At 58.9% G+C, this 17,629-nt stretch carries 18 protein-coding genes; 9 read left to right on the top strand and 9 right to left on the bottom strand.

The window, feature by feature from the left end:
* Positions 1-17 precede the first annotated feature (17 nt).
* Genes KZZ06_RS03010 through KZZ06_RS02995 form a run of 4 tightly spaced genes read left to right on the top strand, consistent with a single transcriptional unit; the run spans position 18 to position 3,573 of the window.
* Positions 18-1,187 (top strand): M20 aminoacylase family protein, encoded by a 1,170-nt coding sequence (locus tag KZZ06_RS03010; RefSeq protein ID WP_219578527.1) that lies wholly within the window; start codon positions 18-20, stop codon positions 1,185-1,187.
* Entirely contained in the window at positions 1,187-2,152 is a 966-nt protein-coding gene (gene speB, locus KZZ06_RS03005) for an agmatinase (RefSeq protein WP_219578526.1), read from the top strand. The genes KZZ06_RS03010 and speB (KZZ06_RS03005) overlap by 1 nt, the downstream gene beginning before the upstream one ends.
* Positions 2,149-3,096, top strand: a complete 948-nt coding sequence (speB, locus tag KZZ06_RS03000) for an agmatinase (protein WP_219578525.1) — start codon at positions 2,149-2,151, stop codon at positions 3,094-3,096. Before speB (KZZ06_RS03005) ends, speB (KZZ06_RS03000) begins: the two co-directional genes overlap by 4 nt.
* A 51-nt stretch (positions 3,097-3,147) precedes the next feature.
* The gene (locus KZZ06_RS02995) at positions 3,148-3,573 is read left to right on the top strand and encodes a DUF1499 domain-containing protein (RefSeq protein ID WP_219578524.1); all 426 of its coding nucleotides are present in this window, start codon (positions 3,148-3,150) and stop codon (positions 3,571-3,573) included.
* Here KZZ06_RS02995 and KZZ06_RS02990 read toward each other — a convergent pair.
* Entirely contained in the window at positions 3,508-3,819 is a 312-nt protein-coding gene (locus KZZ06_RS02990; RefSeq protein ID WP_219578523.1) for a hypothetical protein, read from the bottom strand. The genes KZZ06_RS02995 and KZZ06_RS02990 overlap by 66 nt on opposite strands.
* A 63-nt stretch (positions 3,820-3,882) precedes the next feature.
* On the opposite strand from KZZ06_RS02990, the gene prfA reads away from it, so the two are divergent.
* The 3 genes from prfA (at position 3,883) to KZZ06_RS02975 (ending at position 6,695) form a co-directional block, all read left to right on the top strand.
* Positions 3,883-4,938, top strand: a complete 1,056-nt coding sequence (prfA, locus tag KZZ06_RS02985) for a peptide chain release factor 1 (RefSeq protein WP_219578522.1) — start codon at positions 3,883-3,885, stop codon at positions 4,936-4,938.
* Complete coding sequence (gene prmC, locus KZZ06_RS02980; RefSeq protein WP_219578521.1) at positions 4,935-5,777, top strand: peptide chain release factor N(5)-glutamine methyltransferase; 843 nt, start codon at positions 4,935-4,937, stop codon at positions 5,775-5,777. The genes prfA and prmC overlap by 4 nt, the downstream gene beginning before the upstream one ends.
* Positions 5,778-5,990: 213 nt before the next feature.
* Positions 5,991-6,695 (top strand): DUF4167 domain-containing protein, encoded by a 705-nt coding sequence (locus tag KZZ06_RS02975; protein ID WP_219578520.1) that lies wholly within the window; start codon positions 5,991-5,993, stop codon positions 6,693-6,695.
* A gap of 84 nt (positions 6,696-6,779) precedes the next feature.
* On the opposite strand, the gene rsmA is transcribed toward KZZ06_RS02975, so the two are convergent.
* Genes rsmA through lptF form a run of 6 tightly spaced genes read right to left on the bottom strand, consistent with a single transcriptional unit; the run spans position 6,780 to position 14,200 of the window.
* A complete protein-coding gene (rsmA, locus tag KZZ06_RS02970) occupies positions 6,780-7,622 on the bottom strand; it encodes a 16S rRNA (adenine(1518)-N(6)/adenine(1519)-N(6))-dimethyltransferase RsmA (RefSeq protein WP_219578519.1) in 843 nt (280 codons plus the stop codon).
* Positions 7,623-7,668: 46 nt separating this feature from the next.
* Positions 7,669-8,637, bottom strand: a complete 969-nt coding sequence (pdxA, locus tag KZZ06_RS02965) for a 4-hydroxythreonine-4-phosphate dehydrogenase PdxA (protein WP_219578518.1) — start codon at positions 8,635-8,637, stop codon at positions 7,669-7,671.
* Complete coding sequence (locus KZZ06_RS02960; protein WP_219578652.1) at positions 8,634-9,851, bottom strand: peptidylprolyl isomerase; 1,218 nt, start codon at positions 9,849-9,851, stop codon at positions 8,634-8,636. Before KZZ06_RS02960 ends, pdxA begins: the two co-directional genes overlap by 4 nt.
* 5 nt (positions 9,852-9,856) lie before the next feature.
* Complete coding sequence (locus KZZ06_RS02955; protein WP_219578517.1) at positions 9,857-11,974, bottom strand: LPS-assembly protein LptD; 2,118 nt, start codon at positions 11,972-11,974, stop codon at positions 9,857-9,859.
* Between the two features lies 1 nt (position 11,975).
* Complete coding sequence (gene lptG / locus KZZ06_RS02950; RefSeq protein ID WP_219578651.1) at positions 11,976-13,073, bottom strand: LPS export ABC transporter permease LptG; 1,098 nt, start codon at positions 13,071-13,073, stop codon at positions 11,976-11,978.
* On the bottom strand, positions 13,070-14,200 hold the full coding sequence (gene lptF / locus KZZ06_RS02945; RefSeq protein WP_219578516.1) for an LPS export ABC transporter permease LptF: 1,131 nt from the start codon (positions 14,198-14,200) through the stop codon (positions 13,070-13,072). The genes lptG and lptF overlap by 4 nt, the downstream gene beginning before the upstream one ends.
* Before the next feature lie 137 nt (positions 14,201-14,337).
* Here lptF and KZZ06_RS02940 point away from each other — a divergent pair, with 137 nt between their 5' ends.
* Together KZZ06_RS02940 and KZZ06_RS02935 are read left to right on the top strand one after the other, a co-directional pair.
* Positions 14,338-15,810, top strand: coding sequence for a leucyl aminopeptidase (locus KZZ06_RS02940; protein ID WP_219578515.1), 1,473 nt, complete (start codon positions 14,338-14,340; stop codon positions 15,808-15,810).
* A gap of 4 nt (positions 15,811-15,814) precedes the next feature.
* Positions 15,815-16,273: a DNA polymerase III subunit chi gene (locus tag KZZ06_RS02935; RefSeq protein WP_219578514.1), complete on the top strand. Its 459-nt coding sequence runs from the start codon at positions 15,815-15,817 to the stop codon at positions 16,271-16,273.
* Positions 16,274-16,291: 18 nt separating this feature from the next.
* Here KZZ06_RS02935 and KZZ06_RS02930 read toward each other — a convergent pair whose 3' ends face one another.
* Positions 16,292-16,879: a TIGR02281 family clan AA aspartic protease gene (locus KZZ06_RS02930; protein ID WP_219578513.1), complete on the bottom strand. Its 588-nt coding sequence runs from the start codon at positions 16,877-16,879 to the stop codon at positions 16,292-16,294.
* A 51-nt stretch (positions 16,880-16,930) separates the two neighbouring features.
* On the bottom strand, positions 16,931-17,578 hold the full coding sequence (locus KZZ06_RS02925) for a MarC family protein (protein WP_219578650.1): 648 nt from the start codon (positions 17,576-17,578) through the stop codon (positions 16,931-16,933).
* Positions 17,579-17,629: the final 51 nt, after the last annotated feature.

Here is a 17,629-nt window from a genome sequence, read left to right as displayed (position 1 = left end):
ATGCAGGAGTCCACCCAATGCCCGTCGTGAACCGTATCGCGGATTTTGCCCCCTTGATGACCGAATGGCGCAGACATCTGCACACGATCCCGGAACTGGGCTTTGACTGCCCCAAAACAGCGGCTTTCATCAAAGAGCGTTTGCAGGAACTGGGCGCTGACGAAATTCACGAGGGCATCGCGCAAACCGGTATTGTGGCGATTATCAATGGCAGCAGCGATGGCCCGACAATCGGCCTGCGCGCTGACTTCGATGCGCTGCCCATTCACGAGGAAACCGGCGTTGAGTATGCATCGACGCATCCCGGCAAAATGCACGCTTGTGGCCATGACGGGCACACCGCCATGCTGCTGGGGGCCGCGAAATACCTGGCCGAGACGCGCAATTTCGCAGGCCGCGTGGCGCTGATTTTCCAACCCGCCGAGGAAGACGGCGGCGGTGCGCAGGTTATGTGCGCAGAAGGCATGATGGACCGTTTCGACATCGCGCAGGTCTATGGCATCCACAATATGCCGGGCAGCGAATTCGGGTCATTTTTCACCACGCCGGGGCCGATCATGGCAGCGGTTGATTCCTTTACCATCCAGATCAACGGGCGCGGCGGGCACGGTGCCATGCCGCACGAAACCGCCGATCCCGTCGTCGCGGCCTGCGGTATCGTTCAGGCGATCCAGACGATCACCAGCCGCAACGTACCATCGGCGCAGGAAATGGTGATTTCGGTCACGCAAATCCACACCGGTTCGGCCAGCAATATCATTCCCGACACGGCGATGATCAACGGCACCGTGCGTACCTTTGACAAGGACGTGCAGGCGCTGATCCGCAAACGCATGGAAGATATCGTTCAAGGGCAGGCGGCCAGTTACGGCGTGACCGCGACACTTGATTACGAGGTTGGATATCCCAGCACCCAAAACGCCCCCGAACAGACAGCGCTGGCAGCCGATGTGGCCCGCACGGTTGCAGGCGACGCCCATGTCGACGCCGAATTCCCCCGTGTCGCAGGTGCCGAAGACTTTGCCTATATGCTGGAAGAGCGGCCCGGTGCCTATCTTTTCCTAGGCGCGGGCGAGGGTGCGGGATTGCATCACCCCAAGTTCAACTTCAACGATGATGTGGCACCCGTTGGGGCCTCGTTCTTTGTCCAGCTGGTAGAACAGCTTCAACCGGCGATGGTAAAATAATGGCGCTCGAAGACGCAAAAACACAAGTAGATCAAGCGTTTACCCGTGATGATCTAAAAGGGCCCAGCTTTGAAAACGCCTTTGGGGGGGCGACATCATTCCTGCGCCGCCGCTATACCAAAGACCTGACCGGCGTTGACATCGCCGTGACAGGCGTGCCGTTCGATCAGGCCGTGACCAACCGCACCGGCACGCGGCTTGGCCCCCGCGCGATCCGCGAGGCATCAAGCCTGCAACCCTATGACCCGCCCTATGGCTGGGATTTTGATGTGCTCAGCGAATGTGCCATCGCCGATTATGGTGATCTGGCGTTTGATTATGGGCACACCAGCCAGTTTCCCGCCACTTTAACCAAACATATCAAAGGGATATTGGACGCAGGTGCCGCCAGCGTGGTGCTGGGGGGCGATCATTACATCAGCTTTCCGATCCTCAAAGCCTATGCCGAAAAATACGGGCCGATCAGCCTGCTGCAGTTCGATGCGCATTCCGATACCTGGCCTGATGACGATATGGACCGGATCGACCACGGCACGATGTTCTACAAGGCGGTGAAATCCGGCATCGTAGATCCGCTTACTTCGGTTCAGGTGGGGATCAGAACCACGAACCCCGATACTTTGGGCGTCACCACCATTGACGCGCGCGAGGTTCATGAAAAAGGACCACAAGCCGCAGTTGCCAAGATAAAACAAGTACTTGGCGACCGTCCTTGCTATCTGACCTTTGACATTGACGCGCTTGACCCGGCCTTTGCGCCCGGTACCGGCACGCCGGTTTGGGGCGGTCTGACCTCGGCGCAATGCGCCATCATGTTGCGTGATCTGGCAGGGATCAATATTGTGGGCGGCGACGTGGTCGAAGTATCACCCCCCTTTGATACAACCGGGGCCACAGCCATTGCAGGTGCCCATGTAGCGACCGAGATCCTTTGCCTGCTGGGATGGAGAATGCGGAACAGATGAGCGGAAAAAACCAACCCATAAGTGGCAATGATCTGGCCCGATTTTCAGGCCCCAACACATTCATGCGGCTGCCTTCGGCGAGTGACCTCAAGGGGTTGGATGTCGCAGTTCTGGGCATTCCTCTGGATATTGGTACGTCATGGCGATCCGGCACGCGCTTTGGCCCCAAACAGGTCCGCGCAGAAAGCGCGATGCTGCGGCCCTATAATCTGGGCACCGGGGCCGCGCCGTTTGATTCACTACAGGTCGCGGATATCGGTGACTTGGCCATCAATACGTTTTCGCTATCGGATAGTTTGTCAATAATTCAAGATAGTTACACTGAAATCCTAAGGTCGGATGCGATGCCCTTGGCGATTGGCGGGGATCATTCGATCACGCTGCCAATCCTGCGCGCGATGGCCAAACGGCACGGGCCTTTGGCGCTGGTCCATGTAGATGCCCATGCGGATGTGAACGACGATATGTTCGGAGAGCGCGAAACCCATGGTACAGTCTTTCGCCGCGCCTATGAGGAAGGCCTGATAAACCCGCATAAAACCTATCAAATCGGGTTGCGCGGCACGGGCTATGGTGCCGATGATTTCACCGAAGCCACCGGTTGGGGGTTCCAGCAATTCCCCGCCCAGGAACTGTGGCATCGCAGCCTGTCACCGCTGGGGGCAGAAATCAGACGCGATATTGGCGACGCGCCTGTCTATGTCACCTATGACATCGACAGTCTGGACCCGGCCTATGCCCCGGGCACCGGCACGCCGGAAATCGGCGGTTTGACGACGCCGCAAGCGTTAGAGCTGATCCGTGCGCTGAAGGGGTTGAACGTGGTAGGGGCCGATCTGGTTGAGGTATCACCGCCCTATGACACGACCGGCAACACAGCGCTGACAGGGGCAAATATCCTGTATGAAATCATGTGCATCCTACCCGGGGTTGCATATCGCTGATCCGGCGGACGCTCCGCAGGGAGTTTAAAAAGCAAAATGAAAGCAAAGCGAATGATGAGTTTCTTTTGGGTCCTGATTTTGGTGTTGATAGGTTTGCAGGCCTATATCCGCTTTGCCCCAACTGACGCTGCAAACTGGACGGTGGATGCCAATGCTGATGCGCCTGGAACCTACCCCACGGAGGGTGGTTTTAAGGTTGTCACCAAGGTTGATCAGGCCCCTGAAGCGGTTCTGGACGCCTTTGACACAGCCATGATGGCGCAGCCGCACACGCAAAAGCTGGCTGTGGTAGACGGGCAGCAGATATATGTGACCCGGTCTGTGCTTTGGGGTTTTCCGGATTATACAACCGCCGCGTTGTCAGACGATGGGAGCCGTGCGACGTTCTATAGCCGCTTGCGCTTTGGCAAGTCAGATATGGGTGTGAACCGCAAACGATTGCAGCAGATTTTGGCCACCATCGGCATCGCCATCTAAGGCAGAGGTTTGGCAGCCTTGCTGCACCTCGCGCCACATCGGCACATTCAACGACATCTGGCATTGCGCCTGAAACAAGCGGTCGCCTATTTGCATGCAAATGACTTGGCCCAGTTCCACGCGGTGGCCTTGGGTATTGGTGCAATAGCAATCAACCGCCTTGCCGCTGGGATAGGTCGCTTGTGCGGGTGCCGATTGTGCCGTCAGGCCGAGTAACAGGCCCGATATCAGAGCAATCTGTTTCATTGCCAATCACATTAACACACGGCGGCCCTTGACCAAAGCGCAATCATCAGCGACAGAAACGCGATGATCCCCATGGACCGCCTTGCCCAAATCGCCCAACGTTTCCAGTTTCTGGAGGCGTCTATGTCGTCTGGCTCAGACGGTGCCGACTTTGCCAAGCTGGCCAAGGAATATGCCGACCTGCGCCCCGTGGTCGAACAGATCGAAGAATACCGGCAATTGTTGCAAGACATGGACGACGCACGTGCCATGTTGAAAGACCCCGAGATGGCGGAACTGGCCGAGGAAGAACTGCCACGGCTCAAGGCGGCATTGCCCAAGGCCGAGGCATCCTTGCAACTGGCGTTGTTGCCCAAAGATGCGGCGGATGCCAAACCTGCCATGCTTGAGATACGGCCCGGCACTGGCGGTGACGAAGCCGCGCTGTTTGCCGCCGATCTGTTGCGGATGTACCAGCGCTATGCCGAGGCGCAGGGCTGGAAGTTCGACCTGATCGAAGAGCAGATGACCGAGCTGGGGGGCGTCAAGGAAGTCGTGGCCCATATCAAGGGTCAGAATGTCTTTGCCCGTTTGAAATACGAATCCGGCGTGCACCGCGTGCAGCGTGTGCCGACGACGGAAAGCGGCGGGCGCATACACACGTCGGCGGCAACCGTCGCCGTGCTGCCCGAAGCGGAAGACGTGGATATTCACGTCGACCCCAATGATTTGCGGATCGATACGATGCGCAGTTCAGGGGCAGGGGGCCAGCACGTCAACACCACGGATTCCGCCGTGCGCATCACCCATATCCCGACCGGCATTGTTGTGACGTCTTCCGAAAAATCACAGCACCGCAACCGCGAGATCGCGATGCAGGTCCTGAAAGCGCGGCTTTATGATGCGGAGCGTCAGCGCGTCGACAGCGCACGGTCGGCTGATCGTGCGGCTCAGGTTGGATCGGGCGACCGGTCGGAACGGATAAGGACTTATAATTTCCCCCAAGGGCGGATGACCGATCACCGGATCAACCTGACCCTGTACCGCCTTGATGCCATCATGCAGGGTGATCTGGACGAAATCATTGATGCGCTGACGGCGGATGCCCAGGCCCGAATGATGGCGGAGATGGGACAGTGAGCGCGCCCACAGCGGCGCAGGCGATGGCATCGGCAGCGGCACGATTACGCGCCGCTGGTGTGCCGGACCCCGCCCGCGATGCACGGCTATTGCTGGCACATGCGGCATCGGTAGACGCATCGCGTGTGACCTTGATTGCCCCCGAAGAAATCGCGCCAGAAATCGCAGAGCGCTATGAGAACCTGATCGCGTTACGTGCCGTGCGCGTGCCTGTATCACATCTGGTCGGGCAGCGCGCCTTTTACGGGCGCGATTTCAAGGTCAGCCGCGATGTGCTGGACCCGCGGCCCGAAACCGAAACGCTGATCGAACTGGCCCTGTCTGAACCGTTTGACACTGTGCTGGACCTAGGCACCGGATCGGGCTGCATATTGGTCACCTTGCTGGCAGAACGGCCGGACGCGCAGGGCGTGGGGTTAGACCTGTCAGAATCAGCCTGCTTGCAAGCCAGCGCAAATGCGGTGCTGCACGGCGTTCACGCGCGTGCAGACATCCGCCAATCCGACTGGTTCGAGGCCGCAAATGGCCGGTTTGATCTGATCGTGGCAAACCCGCCCTATCTGGCAAAATCGGAAATGGCCGCAGTATCCCCCGAATTGCGTCTACACGAACCTGAAATGGCGTTGACAGACGGGTTAGACGGGCTAAGCGCCTATCGGGTGATTGCATCCCAAGCCCAAGGGTATCTGACCGCCACGGGCCGCGTGTTGGCCGAAATTGGCTGGCAACAAGGGCCGGACGTGGTAGAGATCTTTAAATCGGCCGGATGGGGACGGGTACGGATTCTGCCCGATTTGGATGGCCGTGACCGTGTTCTTTGGGCCGACACACCAGCATGAAACCGCAAAATAAGCATGATCTCACGCATTCTTGACAGTTTGTGCTTGATCGCGCCTGACAGCCGTGCTTATTCAATCTTGTTGCAGCGGTGGATGCCAATTGGCGGTCCCGCGCGGCGTTAAGCCCAACAAATCGTATGGCGCGCTTTTGAAGCATGTAGATGCATCCGGCGGCTTTCTCGAAGCACAGCACAACAAGGCTGAACGAATTACATGAAATCTTCAAGATCACGTTCCAGATCCAAGAACAGTCGCAACCGTCAACCACAAGGTGGCGGCAACGTCGTTAACCGCGTGTTCGACAGCTCTGGCCCAGAAGGCAAAGTCCGCGGTACGCCGCAGCAGGTTATTGAAAAATATAACCAGCTTGCCCGCGATGCTCAGCTGAGCAATGACCGTGTTGCCGCCGAAAACTTTCAGCAGCACGCTGAACATTATCTGCGCATGCTATCCGAGGCACAGCGCGAAATGGACCAACGCCGCGAAGAGCAAGAGCGCCAGCAGCGTGAACGTCAGGAAGAGCAGGAGCGTCAGAACCGCGAACGCCAAGCCGAGCGTGACCGCGAACGGGCCGAGCGTCAGGAACGCGAAGCGGCCAATGGCGGCCCCTCCAATGAAGGCGAGGCCGAGACGGGCAACCAGGGCGCGGCCCAGGGCAATGACCAGCCACAGCCAGCCCAAGACACCGCGGACCAGCAGCCCAAGCGCCGCCGGAACAACCGCAACGCCAAGCAACCGGACCTTCTTCAGGACGATAGCGCGGCACAGGGTGGTGACGATGCCAGCAATCTGGTCGAGACCCCCGAGAACAAGCCAAAGCCACGCCGCGCGCCCCGGCGCAAGCCACAGCCTCAAGCGGACGACACGTCCGGTCAGGCCCCCGATGGTGGTGGCGATCAGACCGAAGCGGCTGAGTAAAGCTGCGTAAACTGGGATAGAAATTAGGAAAGGCCTCGCTATTTGCGGGGCCTTTTCGCTTTTGATCGACAGGTTTGTGTGGGGTTAAGGCTTGGCGATCTCGCGGGCCAAGGCGCAGAACGCTTCAAGCGATAGCTGTTCGGCACGCTCGGTCGGTTTGATGCCCGCCGAGATCAGGCGATCTTCGATGTCGGGTGCCGCCGCCTTGAGCGCCGAGCGCAGCATTTTGCGGCGCTGGTTAAATGCCATCGCGACAACGCGGTTAAGCACGGCAGGATCCGCCGGAAAACGGGGTTCCGGCAGGGCGGTCAAATGCACCACGGCCGAGGACACTTTGGGCGGCGGGGTAAATGCCTCGGGGGGGAGATTCATCACGATCCGCGCATCCGCCCGCCACTGTGCCAGCAATGCCAGCCGCCCGTAAGCTTTGGAGCCGGGTTTGGCCACGATGCGTTCGGCGACTTCGCGTTGGAACATCAATGTCAGGCTGTCCCAGAACGGCGGCCATTCGGCGGGGGTCAGCCAGCGCACCAGCAATTCGGTGCCGACGTTATAGGGCAGATTGGCGGCGATCCGAATGGGCGGGGTCAGGTAGGCGAGCGGATCGATTTCAAGCGCGTCGCCTTCGATCACGGTCAGCCGTCCGGGATAGGCCTCGGCGATTTCATTAAGCGCGGGCAAGCAGCGTTTGTCTTTTTCGATGGCCAACACACGCCGTGCCCCTTCGGCAAGCAATCCACGGGTCAGGCCACCGGGCCCGGGACCAATCTCAAGCACATCGCAGCCGGACATATCCCCCGCCTGCCGCGCAATTTTGGCGGTCAGGTTGAGATCAAGCAGGAAGTTCTGCCCCAGCGATTTGCGCGCCTTGAGGTCGTGGGTGTTGATGACATCGCGCAGAGGCGGAAGCGTATCGATTGTGGTCATGTTGTACTTTCGCCTTCGGCGAGGATATTTAAGAGCCAGAGAAGCATCAGGACGCGGCCATTTTATGGGCCAGGCGGATTGCTTCGACCATGCTGGTGGGATTTGCGATACCTTTGCCTGCGATGTCAAAGGCCGTGCCGTGATCGGGCGAGGTCCGGATAAAGGGCAAGCCCAGCGTCACATTCACGCCGCGGTCAAAATCGAGCGTCTTGATCGGGATCAACGCCTGATCGTGATACATTGCAATTGCGGCGTCATAGCGGGCACGGGCGGCTGCGTGAAACATCGTATCGGCGGGCAGCGGACCCATCAGGTCATAGCCTTCGCCTTGCATGGTCGTGACCAGATCGTTCATCCAGTCGACTTCCTGACGGCCCATTGTGCCGCCTTCGCCTGCGTGGGGGTTCAGGCCCGCGATGGCGATCTTGGGCTTGGCAATGCCGAATTGGCTTTTCAGGCCCGCAGCGGTGATTTCGATCACCCGGCGCAGATGGGGTGGTGTCAGAACATGCGGGACCTGATCCAGCGCGATGTGGATTGTCGCAGGCACCACGCGCAATTGATCCGACGCCAGCATCATCACCACATCATCGATACCGGCAAGCGCTGCGAGGTATTCGGTATGGCCCGGATAGGCAAAATTCGCCCCGTCCTTGAGCGCCTTTTTATGGATCGGTGCGGTGGTTAGCGCGCAGGCATCCCCCGCGCGCACCAGATCAACGCCGCGTGCGATCACATCAATCACCGGTTGGGCATTGGCCGGATCGGCCAGCCCCGGAACATTGTCGGCGGGGAAGGGGTGGGCAAGCACGGGCAGGGCATCTGCCCCGACATCCAAGGCCTGATCGCAACGATCAATCACGCGGTGGGGGATGTCGGCGGGCAAATGGCGCGGGTCGCCCAGCCAGACCATTGGTACTTCGCCAGCGAGCACAGCCCATGCACGGGCTGCGACCTCTGGTCCGATGCCTGCCGGTTCACCGCACGAGATGACGACAGGCCGGGACACGGTCATTTGCGCACGATACGCGCGTCGGCTTTGAGCTGCTCAAGCAGTTGCTCCGCATAGCCCACCAGACGTTCCTGACGCAGCGAATTGATCACGGCCTCGCGGCTTGCTTCTTGGTTGGCGGCAGCGGTGCGGCTGCACATCATCAAGAACATCAACGTTTGGCCGTTGGAGCGGGTCAGCGCCGTCGACACTTCGCCCGCGTCCAGCTTGGACAGTTCAATCGCGACGTCTTGGGGGATGTCGGCGGGGGCCTTGGTGGCGCGCTCAAGCACCTCGGCAGGCTGGCCCTGTGCTTCTCCGTAAAGATCGTTGCAGTTGTCGACACGGGCGGCAATTTTCGCAGCTTGTGCCAATGTTTCCGGACTGCGGCCACCGGGTAAATAATAGGCAGCATATTCAATCGACGAATAGTTGTTGGTCGGGCTGCCGGTTTCCTGGATATCGCGCAGCTGGAACAGGGCAACGGCATTCGGGATCGGCAGCGGGGCAGTAACCTCGCCCGGGGCAAGCCCAAGGATCAGCGGCTGGATGCTGGGCGGCAGCAGGGACAGGTCTTGCCAGCCCAAACGACCACCACGGCCGCGCGAGGCGGTTGCGGAATACTGGGTGGCATAGTTCGAAAATTCGGACACCGAACGGGACTGCGAGATTTGTTCAGCCAACGCATTTACCCGCGCCGCGTTTTCAGGGGGGGCCGGAATAATGATCTCGGACACCAGCACGCGCACACCGCTGTTATTTGCGGTGCCAAGCGCGCGGTCGATTTCGGCATCGGTGATCTGCACCCGCGACGCATAGCGCGCCCGGACTAATTCACGCCAGCCGATGGAATTCACCACAAAATCACGGAATGTCTCGGGGGACACGCCAGCCTGACCAAGCGCCTTGGTAAACTCGGCTGTGCTTAGATTGGCGCGGCCTGCGAATTCAGCGAGGCTTTCATCGATGCCTTCGGGGGTCAGTTCGATCCCCGCATCGGCCACCGCTTCGTTGCGCACACGTTCGTCGATCAAGGCGTCGATCACCCCTTCGCGGGTGGCACCCGGCGCGTTGAGCAGTTGCAAGAACCGTTGACGCTGCTGGACTTCGAATTCGGTCACAACGGATTGGTTCACCTTGGCCACCGGCGCATAGAGGTTCTGCGCAAGCACGGGTGCGGCTGTCATGACCGCAAGGCCAACAATCGCAACGCGGCGTGTCAGACGGTTCAGGTTCATCTTAGTTACATCCCACATGATCGCACATATCTTTCTTTTCCGTTGGAGGCCGAAAAGCCCCGCAGGCCGATGTTAAACCCGATATCTGTCGAGGGCTCAACACTTGTTGATGAGGTATAGCGCCGGCGGACGGAAAGGTCGACGCTGACGCATTCATTGTTATAGGTCAGGCCAAGACCCGCCGTCGCAGCACGGTCATTATCGACGTCATAGCGGACGTCGGCGCTGGCGGTCCAATGATTGCGAAAATCATAGGACCCATCCAGTGAAATCTCGGACACGGGTTCTGTGCGGTCTTCGGCTGCATCTGCTTCAAGCCAGACATATGTGCCTCCAAGGGTGACGTTCCTAAAGCCCAGATCGCCGCGCAGCTCTGTCTTGGATACCTCAAAGTTGTTGTCAAACAGGGTGCGCGCGGTAAGCGACAAACCGGCGTGGTTGCGGATTTGCCCGGCCAGCAGGATGTTGGATTTGGTGCCGGACAGGCCTGACGAATTGGTGAAATCGCTATCCAAGACCGACCGGAACACCTGACCCACGGCAATATGCGTATCCCACCCCTGCGGGTCAAAGCGTGACCAGTTCATCCCCACAGCGGTAACAGTACCCCGTTCCTGCCGGTCAGAGCTGGGAAAGCGTGACAGGCTCAGCAGGTTGCCCTGATCAAACTCGACCCGTGTGCTTTCCTCGTTAGGGATGTCCAGACGTTCCCCCCCCGTCCATCCGACTTGCGCCAGAGGCGTCAGCATCTGCGTCACACCACCCGCCCCGCGGCGCACCATAGGATAGCTTAGGCCAACAGAAGCAGAGGGCACCAGATCGGTGTGGTTTTGCGAATATGTCGTGTCTTGAGTGATATCAAACGCGTTAAAACCCAGGCCGGCACGCGCGTCCGTCACCAGCCCGCTTTTGTGGGTGAACCGCCGCAGATATTCAAGCTTGCCATTGATCCGCGCCACGTCCCGGCCAATCACATCCACCGTCGAACTGCGTTGATGGCTGTGGGCCTCAAGCGAAAACCGAACCTCGCCCCCGACCGACTTGGGGAAAAACCGGCGCTCGAATTCGCCGTCGATCACGAGGGTGGGCAGGGTCGAATTGATCTCGCCGTCGCGCAGGGTTTCAAAGTTATACAGACTGGCCCGTACATAGCTGTCACGCCGTGCGCGGCTGACGGTGATATCGCTGCGCAAACGGTCTTCGTCCAGATAGCCGTATTCGGTAAAATAGGCCTCGTCGCTGACGATCTTGATGTTGAAGCTTAGTTTGTAATCGCGCCGCAGATCAAACGCGCCTTGCCAATCCAGATAGCCGCGGTTCGTATCGGGGATCTCATCATCTCGGGTATAGGCCCCTTCGAATGAAATATTGCCGCCGACAAACGCCTGCCGATACCTGAATTCAAGCGTCCGCGTCGCGGTCGACAGATACGGGGCCAAGGTCAGATCACGGCTGTCGCCCAGCTTGATAAAATACGGCAGTTTAAGGCCTGTGCCCAATTGCGACGTGGTCCGGATTGAAGGCGTCAGAAACCCGGTCGCACGGTCAAGCGTCGGGTCCGGCATGCGCAAACGGGGCAGGTGAAAGACCGGAACGTTTTTGATGTGAAACGTCGCATCGTCGAAATAAAGCTGCTGCCCGACCTCGTCGTGGATGACCCGACGCGCCCGGATCTGCCACAAGGGTACTTCGCCATCTTCGCATATTTTACAAGACGTTACGGCAGTTTTATAAAGCTGGCTATAACGCCCGTCCACGCGGTCGATCTGCACGGCGGCCAGTTGCACCTGTTGGTTCATCACCATACGTGCGCCGGTCAAAAGACCATTTTGCAAACTGCTGTCCAGTTCGGCAGCGTCAGCCAAGATCACCGATCCCGCACCATCGGTCAGCACAATAGGCCCCTCGATGGTCAGCGCGCCGGTCTGTTCATCATAGCTGATTGATTTGGCACGAATGCGGGTGTCGCCTTGGAAGGCCTCGACGTTGCCGCGGGCGATCAACACCCGGTCGCGGGTGATCAACAAGTCGTCAGCCACCAGAACCGCAGGCCGTTCATCAAGGTTTTGCGCCGTTGCGGGCAGGGGAAGCAGCAAGCAAAGCACTAGGATAAACCGCCGCATCTTAGCCATCCTCCGCATGGAGCAACAAACCAAGGGCCAACAGGATCGACGCCACCGGCGGTGCCCATGCCGCGAGGATCACCGGGATCTGCCCGTTTTCCCCTAAAATTTGTGCAAAGCTGCGAATGAAATACAAGCCAAACCCCAACAGAACTGATGCCAACACGGCAACGCCTGTGCCTCCGAACCTCGTATGGCGCATGGTGAATGCGCTCGCAACAAGAACCATCGCCACAAGGAAAAACGGGCGGGCCAATTCGGTCTGAAGCCAGACCTTGTGCCGGCGGGGCGAAAACCCGGCCTGTTCAAGCTGGCTGATAAATTCGGGCAGATCATAGATCGACACGGCACCCGGATCACTGATGCTTTCGCGGATACGGTCCAGCGTCAGGTTAGACGGCAATGTCAGTGTCTCGAAGAATTCGGCATTGCCTTCGGCGTTCACCCCGACCTGGAGCGGCCATGATTTTGCGCCGGTCAGCACCCATGAATTCTCTTCCAGTTCGGCACTGGTTGCCTCGATCCGGCGAATGGGGCCACCGTCGGGGGCATAGGAAATGAACGTCACATCATACAACACCGACGCATCGGCGTTGGACCGCCACGCGCGGATCACGGTTTGCCCTTGCTCGCCACCCTGACGCAGCCACAATCCTTCGCGGCTGATCGACAGGGCCGACGCACCGCCCGCGCGGATGTTCTCGGACACTTGCACATAGCGTTTTGCCGTGGCGGCCACGATCGGGTTCAACATGCCAACCGCCATGACCCCGATGATAAATGCCACCATAACAGGGGCCTGTAATGCGCTAAGCGCTGATCGCCCTGCAGCACGGGTGACGACCAGTTCGGAAGACCGCGCGAGGGATAGAAACAAAACGACCGTCGCCAAAATCATGATCAATGGCAAAATCAGGTTCATGGTCGCGGGGGTGTTCAACATGGTCAGCCCGAAAATGCGCTGCCAACCGATGTCATAGCTGCCAAATCTGCGGGCCTGTTCGACCATATCGACCAACACCAACAGCGCAAACAGCACCGCCGAGATCAGCACAAAGCCGGTTAGGAAACGGCGCGCGAAATAGAAATGCAGGATCATACCGCCACCTTTGCCCGGCGCATTCGGCGCAACCAACCCGGATGGGCGGTTTGCCAAATCATCGCCAACACCAAAATAAGGCCTATCAAGCTGGGCAAATAGATCAACGGCCAGCGGCTGGCGTCACTGCGCACCATACCTTCCAATGTGCTGCGAAGACCATCAATGGCAATCAGCAGGCCAAAGGCGATCACGATCTCGCGCCAGACGCCAAACCGCGAAAACCCGCCCAAGATCAGCGTGGCATAGCCGATCATCGCCGCGACAATGCAAAACAGCGGCGCGGCAAAGCGGGCGTGAAATTCTTCGGTGATGACACCTTGGGATATTTCGGCCTTGTCCCCAAGGGCCGTCCAATCGGTAAACAATGCAGGCGTGACCATACTATCCACCGATGTATATTCCTCGGTGCTGTTACTGACCAACGCCGAGATATCGAAGGAAAAATCGCGGAATTTCGCGGTGGACAGCTGATTGGTCTCGCTTGTGAGGCGCTGCGCCAATCCATCGACCATAATCAGCGTGGTCCCTTCGCCATTGCGCACAAGATAGGCCTCGGATGCGGAATAGATAATGCCTTCTTCGGGGTTGCGGCGATCCGAAAGAAACACATCGCGCAAAACGCCATCGGTGCCAATCAGCCGCGTGTAGAACGTCACCTTGGACGAGGGGTGCAGAAACTCGCCCTCGGTCAGCAACCGCGCGGACACGTTTTGCGAAATCTCGGCCTCGCGTTGGGATAATTGCGCCTTGGCCATGGGCACCAGAAAATGCGTCAGAACCGACATCATCACCGCAACGCAAACACCGTACACCAACACAGGGCGCGCCAACCGCCACGGCCCGCTGCCCGTGGCCTGCAGCACTGTCATCTCGGATTCGCTGGTCATGCGGTTGATCACATAGACCGACCCCGCGAATGCAGCGATGGGAAACACCGTGGTGATCAGCTTGGGCAGGCCCAGCACAGTGAATTCCAGAAACACCAACGCCGTCTGGCCGTCGCCAATCAGGCGATCAAACAAGATAACGGCGCGGTTGATCCAAAAAATCGCGACCAGGATCAGCGCGAAAAAACTGAACAGGATCAGGAACTGGGACAACATATAGCGGTCAAACTTAGCCAATCTGCATCCCTTAGATATTTATGCTGATATTTTGCACGCACGATAAAACAAATTTTCGTCGGCGAAAACTGCTATCTGGCAATACCGGCGGCTGCGCGCTAGGTCTTGGGGTAATTCATACCAAAAGGACGCAGACCATGACCGCATTGACCCCAATCAGCTTTGCCCAAACAGACGTAGACCAGATTGCGGAACACGCTGGTCGTGTTGCCGTCACCATCGACGCCGAAGGCAAGATGAACCCAAGCGCCCGTCGGATCAACAAGCTGACAAAAGGCGCGCTGGAACGTCTGGTCCAAACCACCAAATTCGCCGATCTGAAACCCGGCGACGTGCTCAGCATGGGCTATCCCACGGGCATGCTGGCCGAGGCCGTGGACGTGATCCAACTGGCGAACAACGCCAATGTGCAGGATCTGCGCAAAGCCGGCGGCAGCTTGGCCAAGCTGCGGGGGGCCGCGGATTTGCTGGTTCTGACAGGCGGGCTGCGCAAATCGGCCGAGCTGTGCTTTGGCCTTGCCATGCGTGACTACAGCTTTGAGGACAACAAGAGCGACGGCAAGCCGCGCAAGGGCGCTATTACGATTATGGCCAGCAAGCCCGACGAGGTGAAAGAGGCCGCAGAACCTTTGCTCGCCATCGCCGACGGTGCCTTTATGACCCGCGATCTGACCAATGAACCTGCCAACGTGCTGACCACCACCGAATTCGCAAACCGTCTGGCCGAGATGGAAAACATCGGCCTCGAGGTCGAAGTGCTGGACGACGCCGAACTGGAAAAGCTGGGCATGCGCACGCTTTTGTCGGTTGGCCAAGGGTCGTCCAGCCCGTCCTATGTTGTTGTTATGAAATGGAATGGCGGCAAGAAAGACGCGGCCCCACTGGCGCTGGTCGGCAAGGGCGTTGTCTTTGACACCGGCGGCATCAGCCTGAAACCCGGCCTTGGCATGGAAGACATGACCATGGATATGGGCGGCGCGGGCGTGGTGGCTGGCGTGATGCGCTCCCTTGCCCTGCGCAAAGCCAAAGCCAATGTTGTGGGCCTTGTTGGTATCGTCGAAAACATGCCATCGGGCATGGCGACGCGTCCGGGCGATGTGATCAAATCGATGAAAGGCGACACCGTCGAGGTGATTAACACCGACGCCGAGGGGCGTTTGGTGCTGTGTGACGTGCTGTGGTACGCGCAAGACCGCTTTAAACCTGCGGGCATGATCGATTTGGCGACGCTGACGGGCGCAATCGTAATTGGTCTTGGCCATGAAAATGCGGGCGTGTTTTCTAACAATGACACCCTGTGCAACGCGTTCCTCAAGGCCGCTGAGGCAGAGAACGAAGGTGCATGGCGGATGCCTATGGGCCCCGGCTATGACAAGCTGCTGAAAAGCCGGATTGCCGACATGAAAAACATCGGCGGCCGCGATGGCGGTGCCGTATCTGCGGCGCAGTTCCTTGGGCGGTTCGTGAAAGACGAGACACCCTGGATTCACCTTGATATTGCAGGTGTGGCGTCGCTCAAGACAGAAACGACATTAGCACCGATCGGGGCCACAGGATGGGGCGTTGCATCCTTGAACCGGTTGATTTCGGATAATTTCGAGGTCGAATAAGCCCATGGGTGCCGCGTATTTCTACCATCTGACACAGCGACCTTTGGTCGAGACGTTAACCATGCTGTTGGGCAAGGCCCAAGGGGCAGGGTGGCGTGTGGCGGTACGCGGCACCGACCCCGATTTGCTGGCGCAAATGGATGCCGCCCTGTGGCAAGGCCCCGATGACGGGTTCCTGCCGCACGGGTTGGCCGGTGGGCCCCATGATGCGGAACAGCCGGTTTTGTTGACCACCCAAACCGAGGCACCGAACGGTGCCACCTGTGTGTTTTCGATCCACGGGGCAGATGTGACCGCTGCCGAGGTCACAAATTTGGACAGGGTGTGCATTCTGTTTGACGGGCTGGACGAGCGGGCCCTGAACAAGGCGCGCGGACAATGGAAAGCGTTGAAAGACGCAAGCGTGTCGGCGCAATACTGGTCCGAAGAAAGCGGTCGCTGGGAGAAAAAGGCAGAAACGTGAGTGGGTTACTGATCGATCTTAACGTGTCAGGATCAGCTCGTTATTCGAAATCTCGATCCGGCCCCAACGTTGCAGATAACCCATCCCCAACAAAGATTGCCCCATCTCGCCGTCATTCACCACGGCAGGCACATCGAAATCGCGCACTTCCCCCAATTGCACTTCGTTCAGGCGTACAAAGGCGGTGCGCACCTCGCCATTGGCGGTATTGGCGCGACCAAGGTAGTTGAGCGTATCGGGCGACAGGCCGACACGCTGCGCATCCTCGCGGGTCAGAACCATGTCGCTGGCCCCCGTGTCCACGACAAAGCGGATCGGCGCGCCGTTGATCTGCACCGTCAGGTAATAATGGCCATCACGCGCACGGGGCAGGGTGACGGTGCCGATCCCGTCCGCATAGCTTTGCTGGGGTGCGCCCGAATTGCGCGTGATGTCGCCCCACAGCGCGTAACCTGCGACGGCACCGACAAAGATCATGCTCCAAACCGCGGCCTGTTGCAGGGTTTTGTTAAATCCCTCGCCGCGGCCCTGCATAAAGAACCAGCCCGCGACCATCGCCAGCAACACCAAAAGATAGATCAGACGACCGGTTTCAAATTCTGCCATTGGACGCTCCGTTGTTCCTTGGGTGGAATATGGGGCGTGTGACGGGTTTTGTCAGCCCGCACCCGGCCCAAAACCAAAGGCGCTGAGACCTTCGAGCACGAATTGCACCGAAAGCGCGGCCAAAAGCATGCCCAGCAGTCGCGTGATGACATTGATCCCGACTTTGCCCAAAACGCGTTCCAGATAGCCGCTTGCCTGCATCGTGATCCCCATCAGCGCCAGCACGGCAAAGGTGATCCCCATCACGGTCACGAACCCTTCGATGCCGGGTTTTTCACCGGTAAGCAGGATGACCGACGCGATCGAACCCGGGCCCGCGATCAACGGTATCGCCAGCGGAAAGACCGACGGATCGTCGTGATCGTCGGCGTCGTGATCAGGGTCTGTCGTGCTTTGCTCGCGCCGTTTTGTGCGGCGGTCGAACAGCATTTCAAGCGCGGTCAGAAACAGCAAAATCCCCCCGGCGACCCGAAACGCGGGCATGGAGATGCCGATAAAGCCCAGCACGGCCTCGCCGAAGGCCGCGAAAACCAACAAGATCAGCCCCGCAATGAACACACCACGCCATGCGATGCGGCGCCGTTGTGCATGGGACAGGCCGGGGGTCAGAGCCAGAAACATCGGCCCAATCGCAAAGGGGTCAATGATGACGATCATGGTGGCAAAGGCCGTGATCATAAAGGCAATGTCGAGTGTCATCATATGTATTTCCGGGGGCCAGCCCCCGGACCCCCGGGATATTTATGAGCC

It is taken from the genome of Sulfitobacter sp. CW3, from assembly GCF_019392245.1.
Lineage (GTDB): Bacteria > Pseudomonadota > Alphaproteobacteria > Rhodobacterales > Rhodobacteraceae > Sulfitobacter.
Note: the sequence above shows the minus strand (reverse complement) of the source record. Positions and strands in the feature narration are given on the sequence as shown.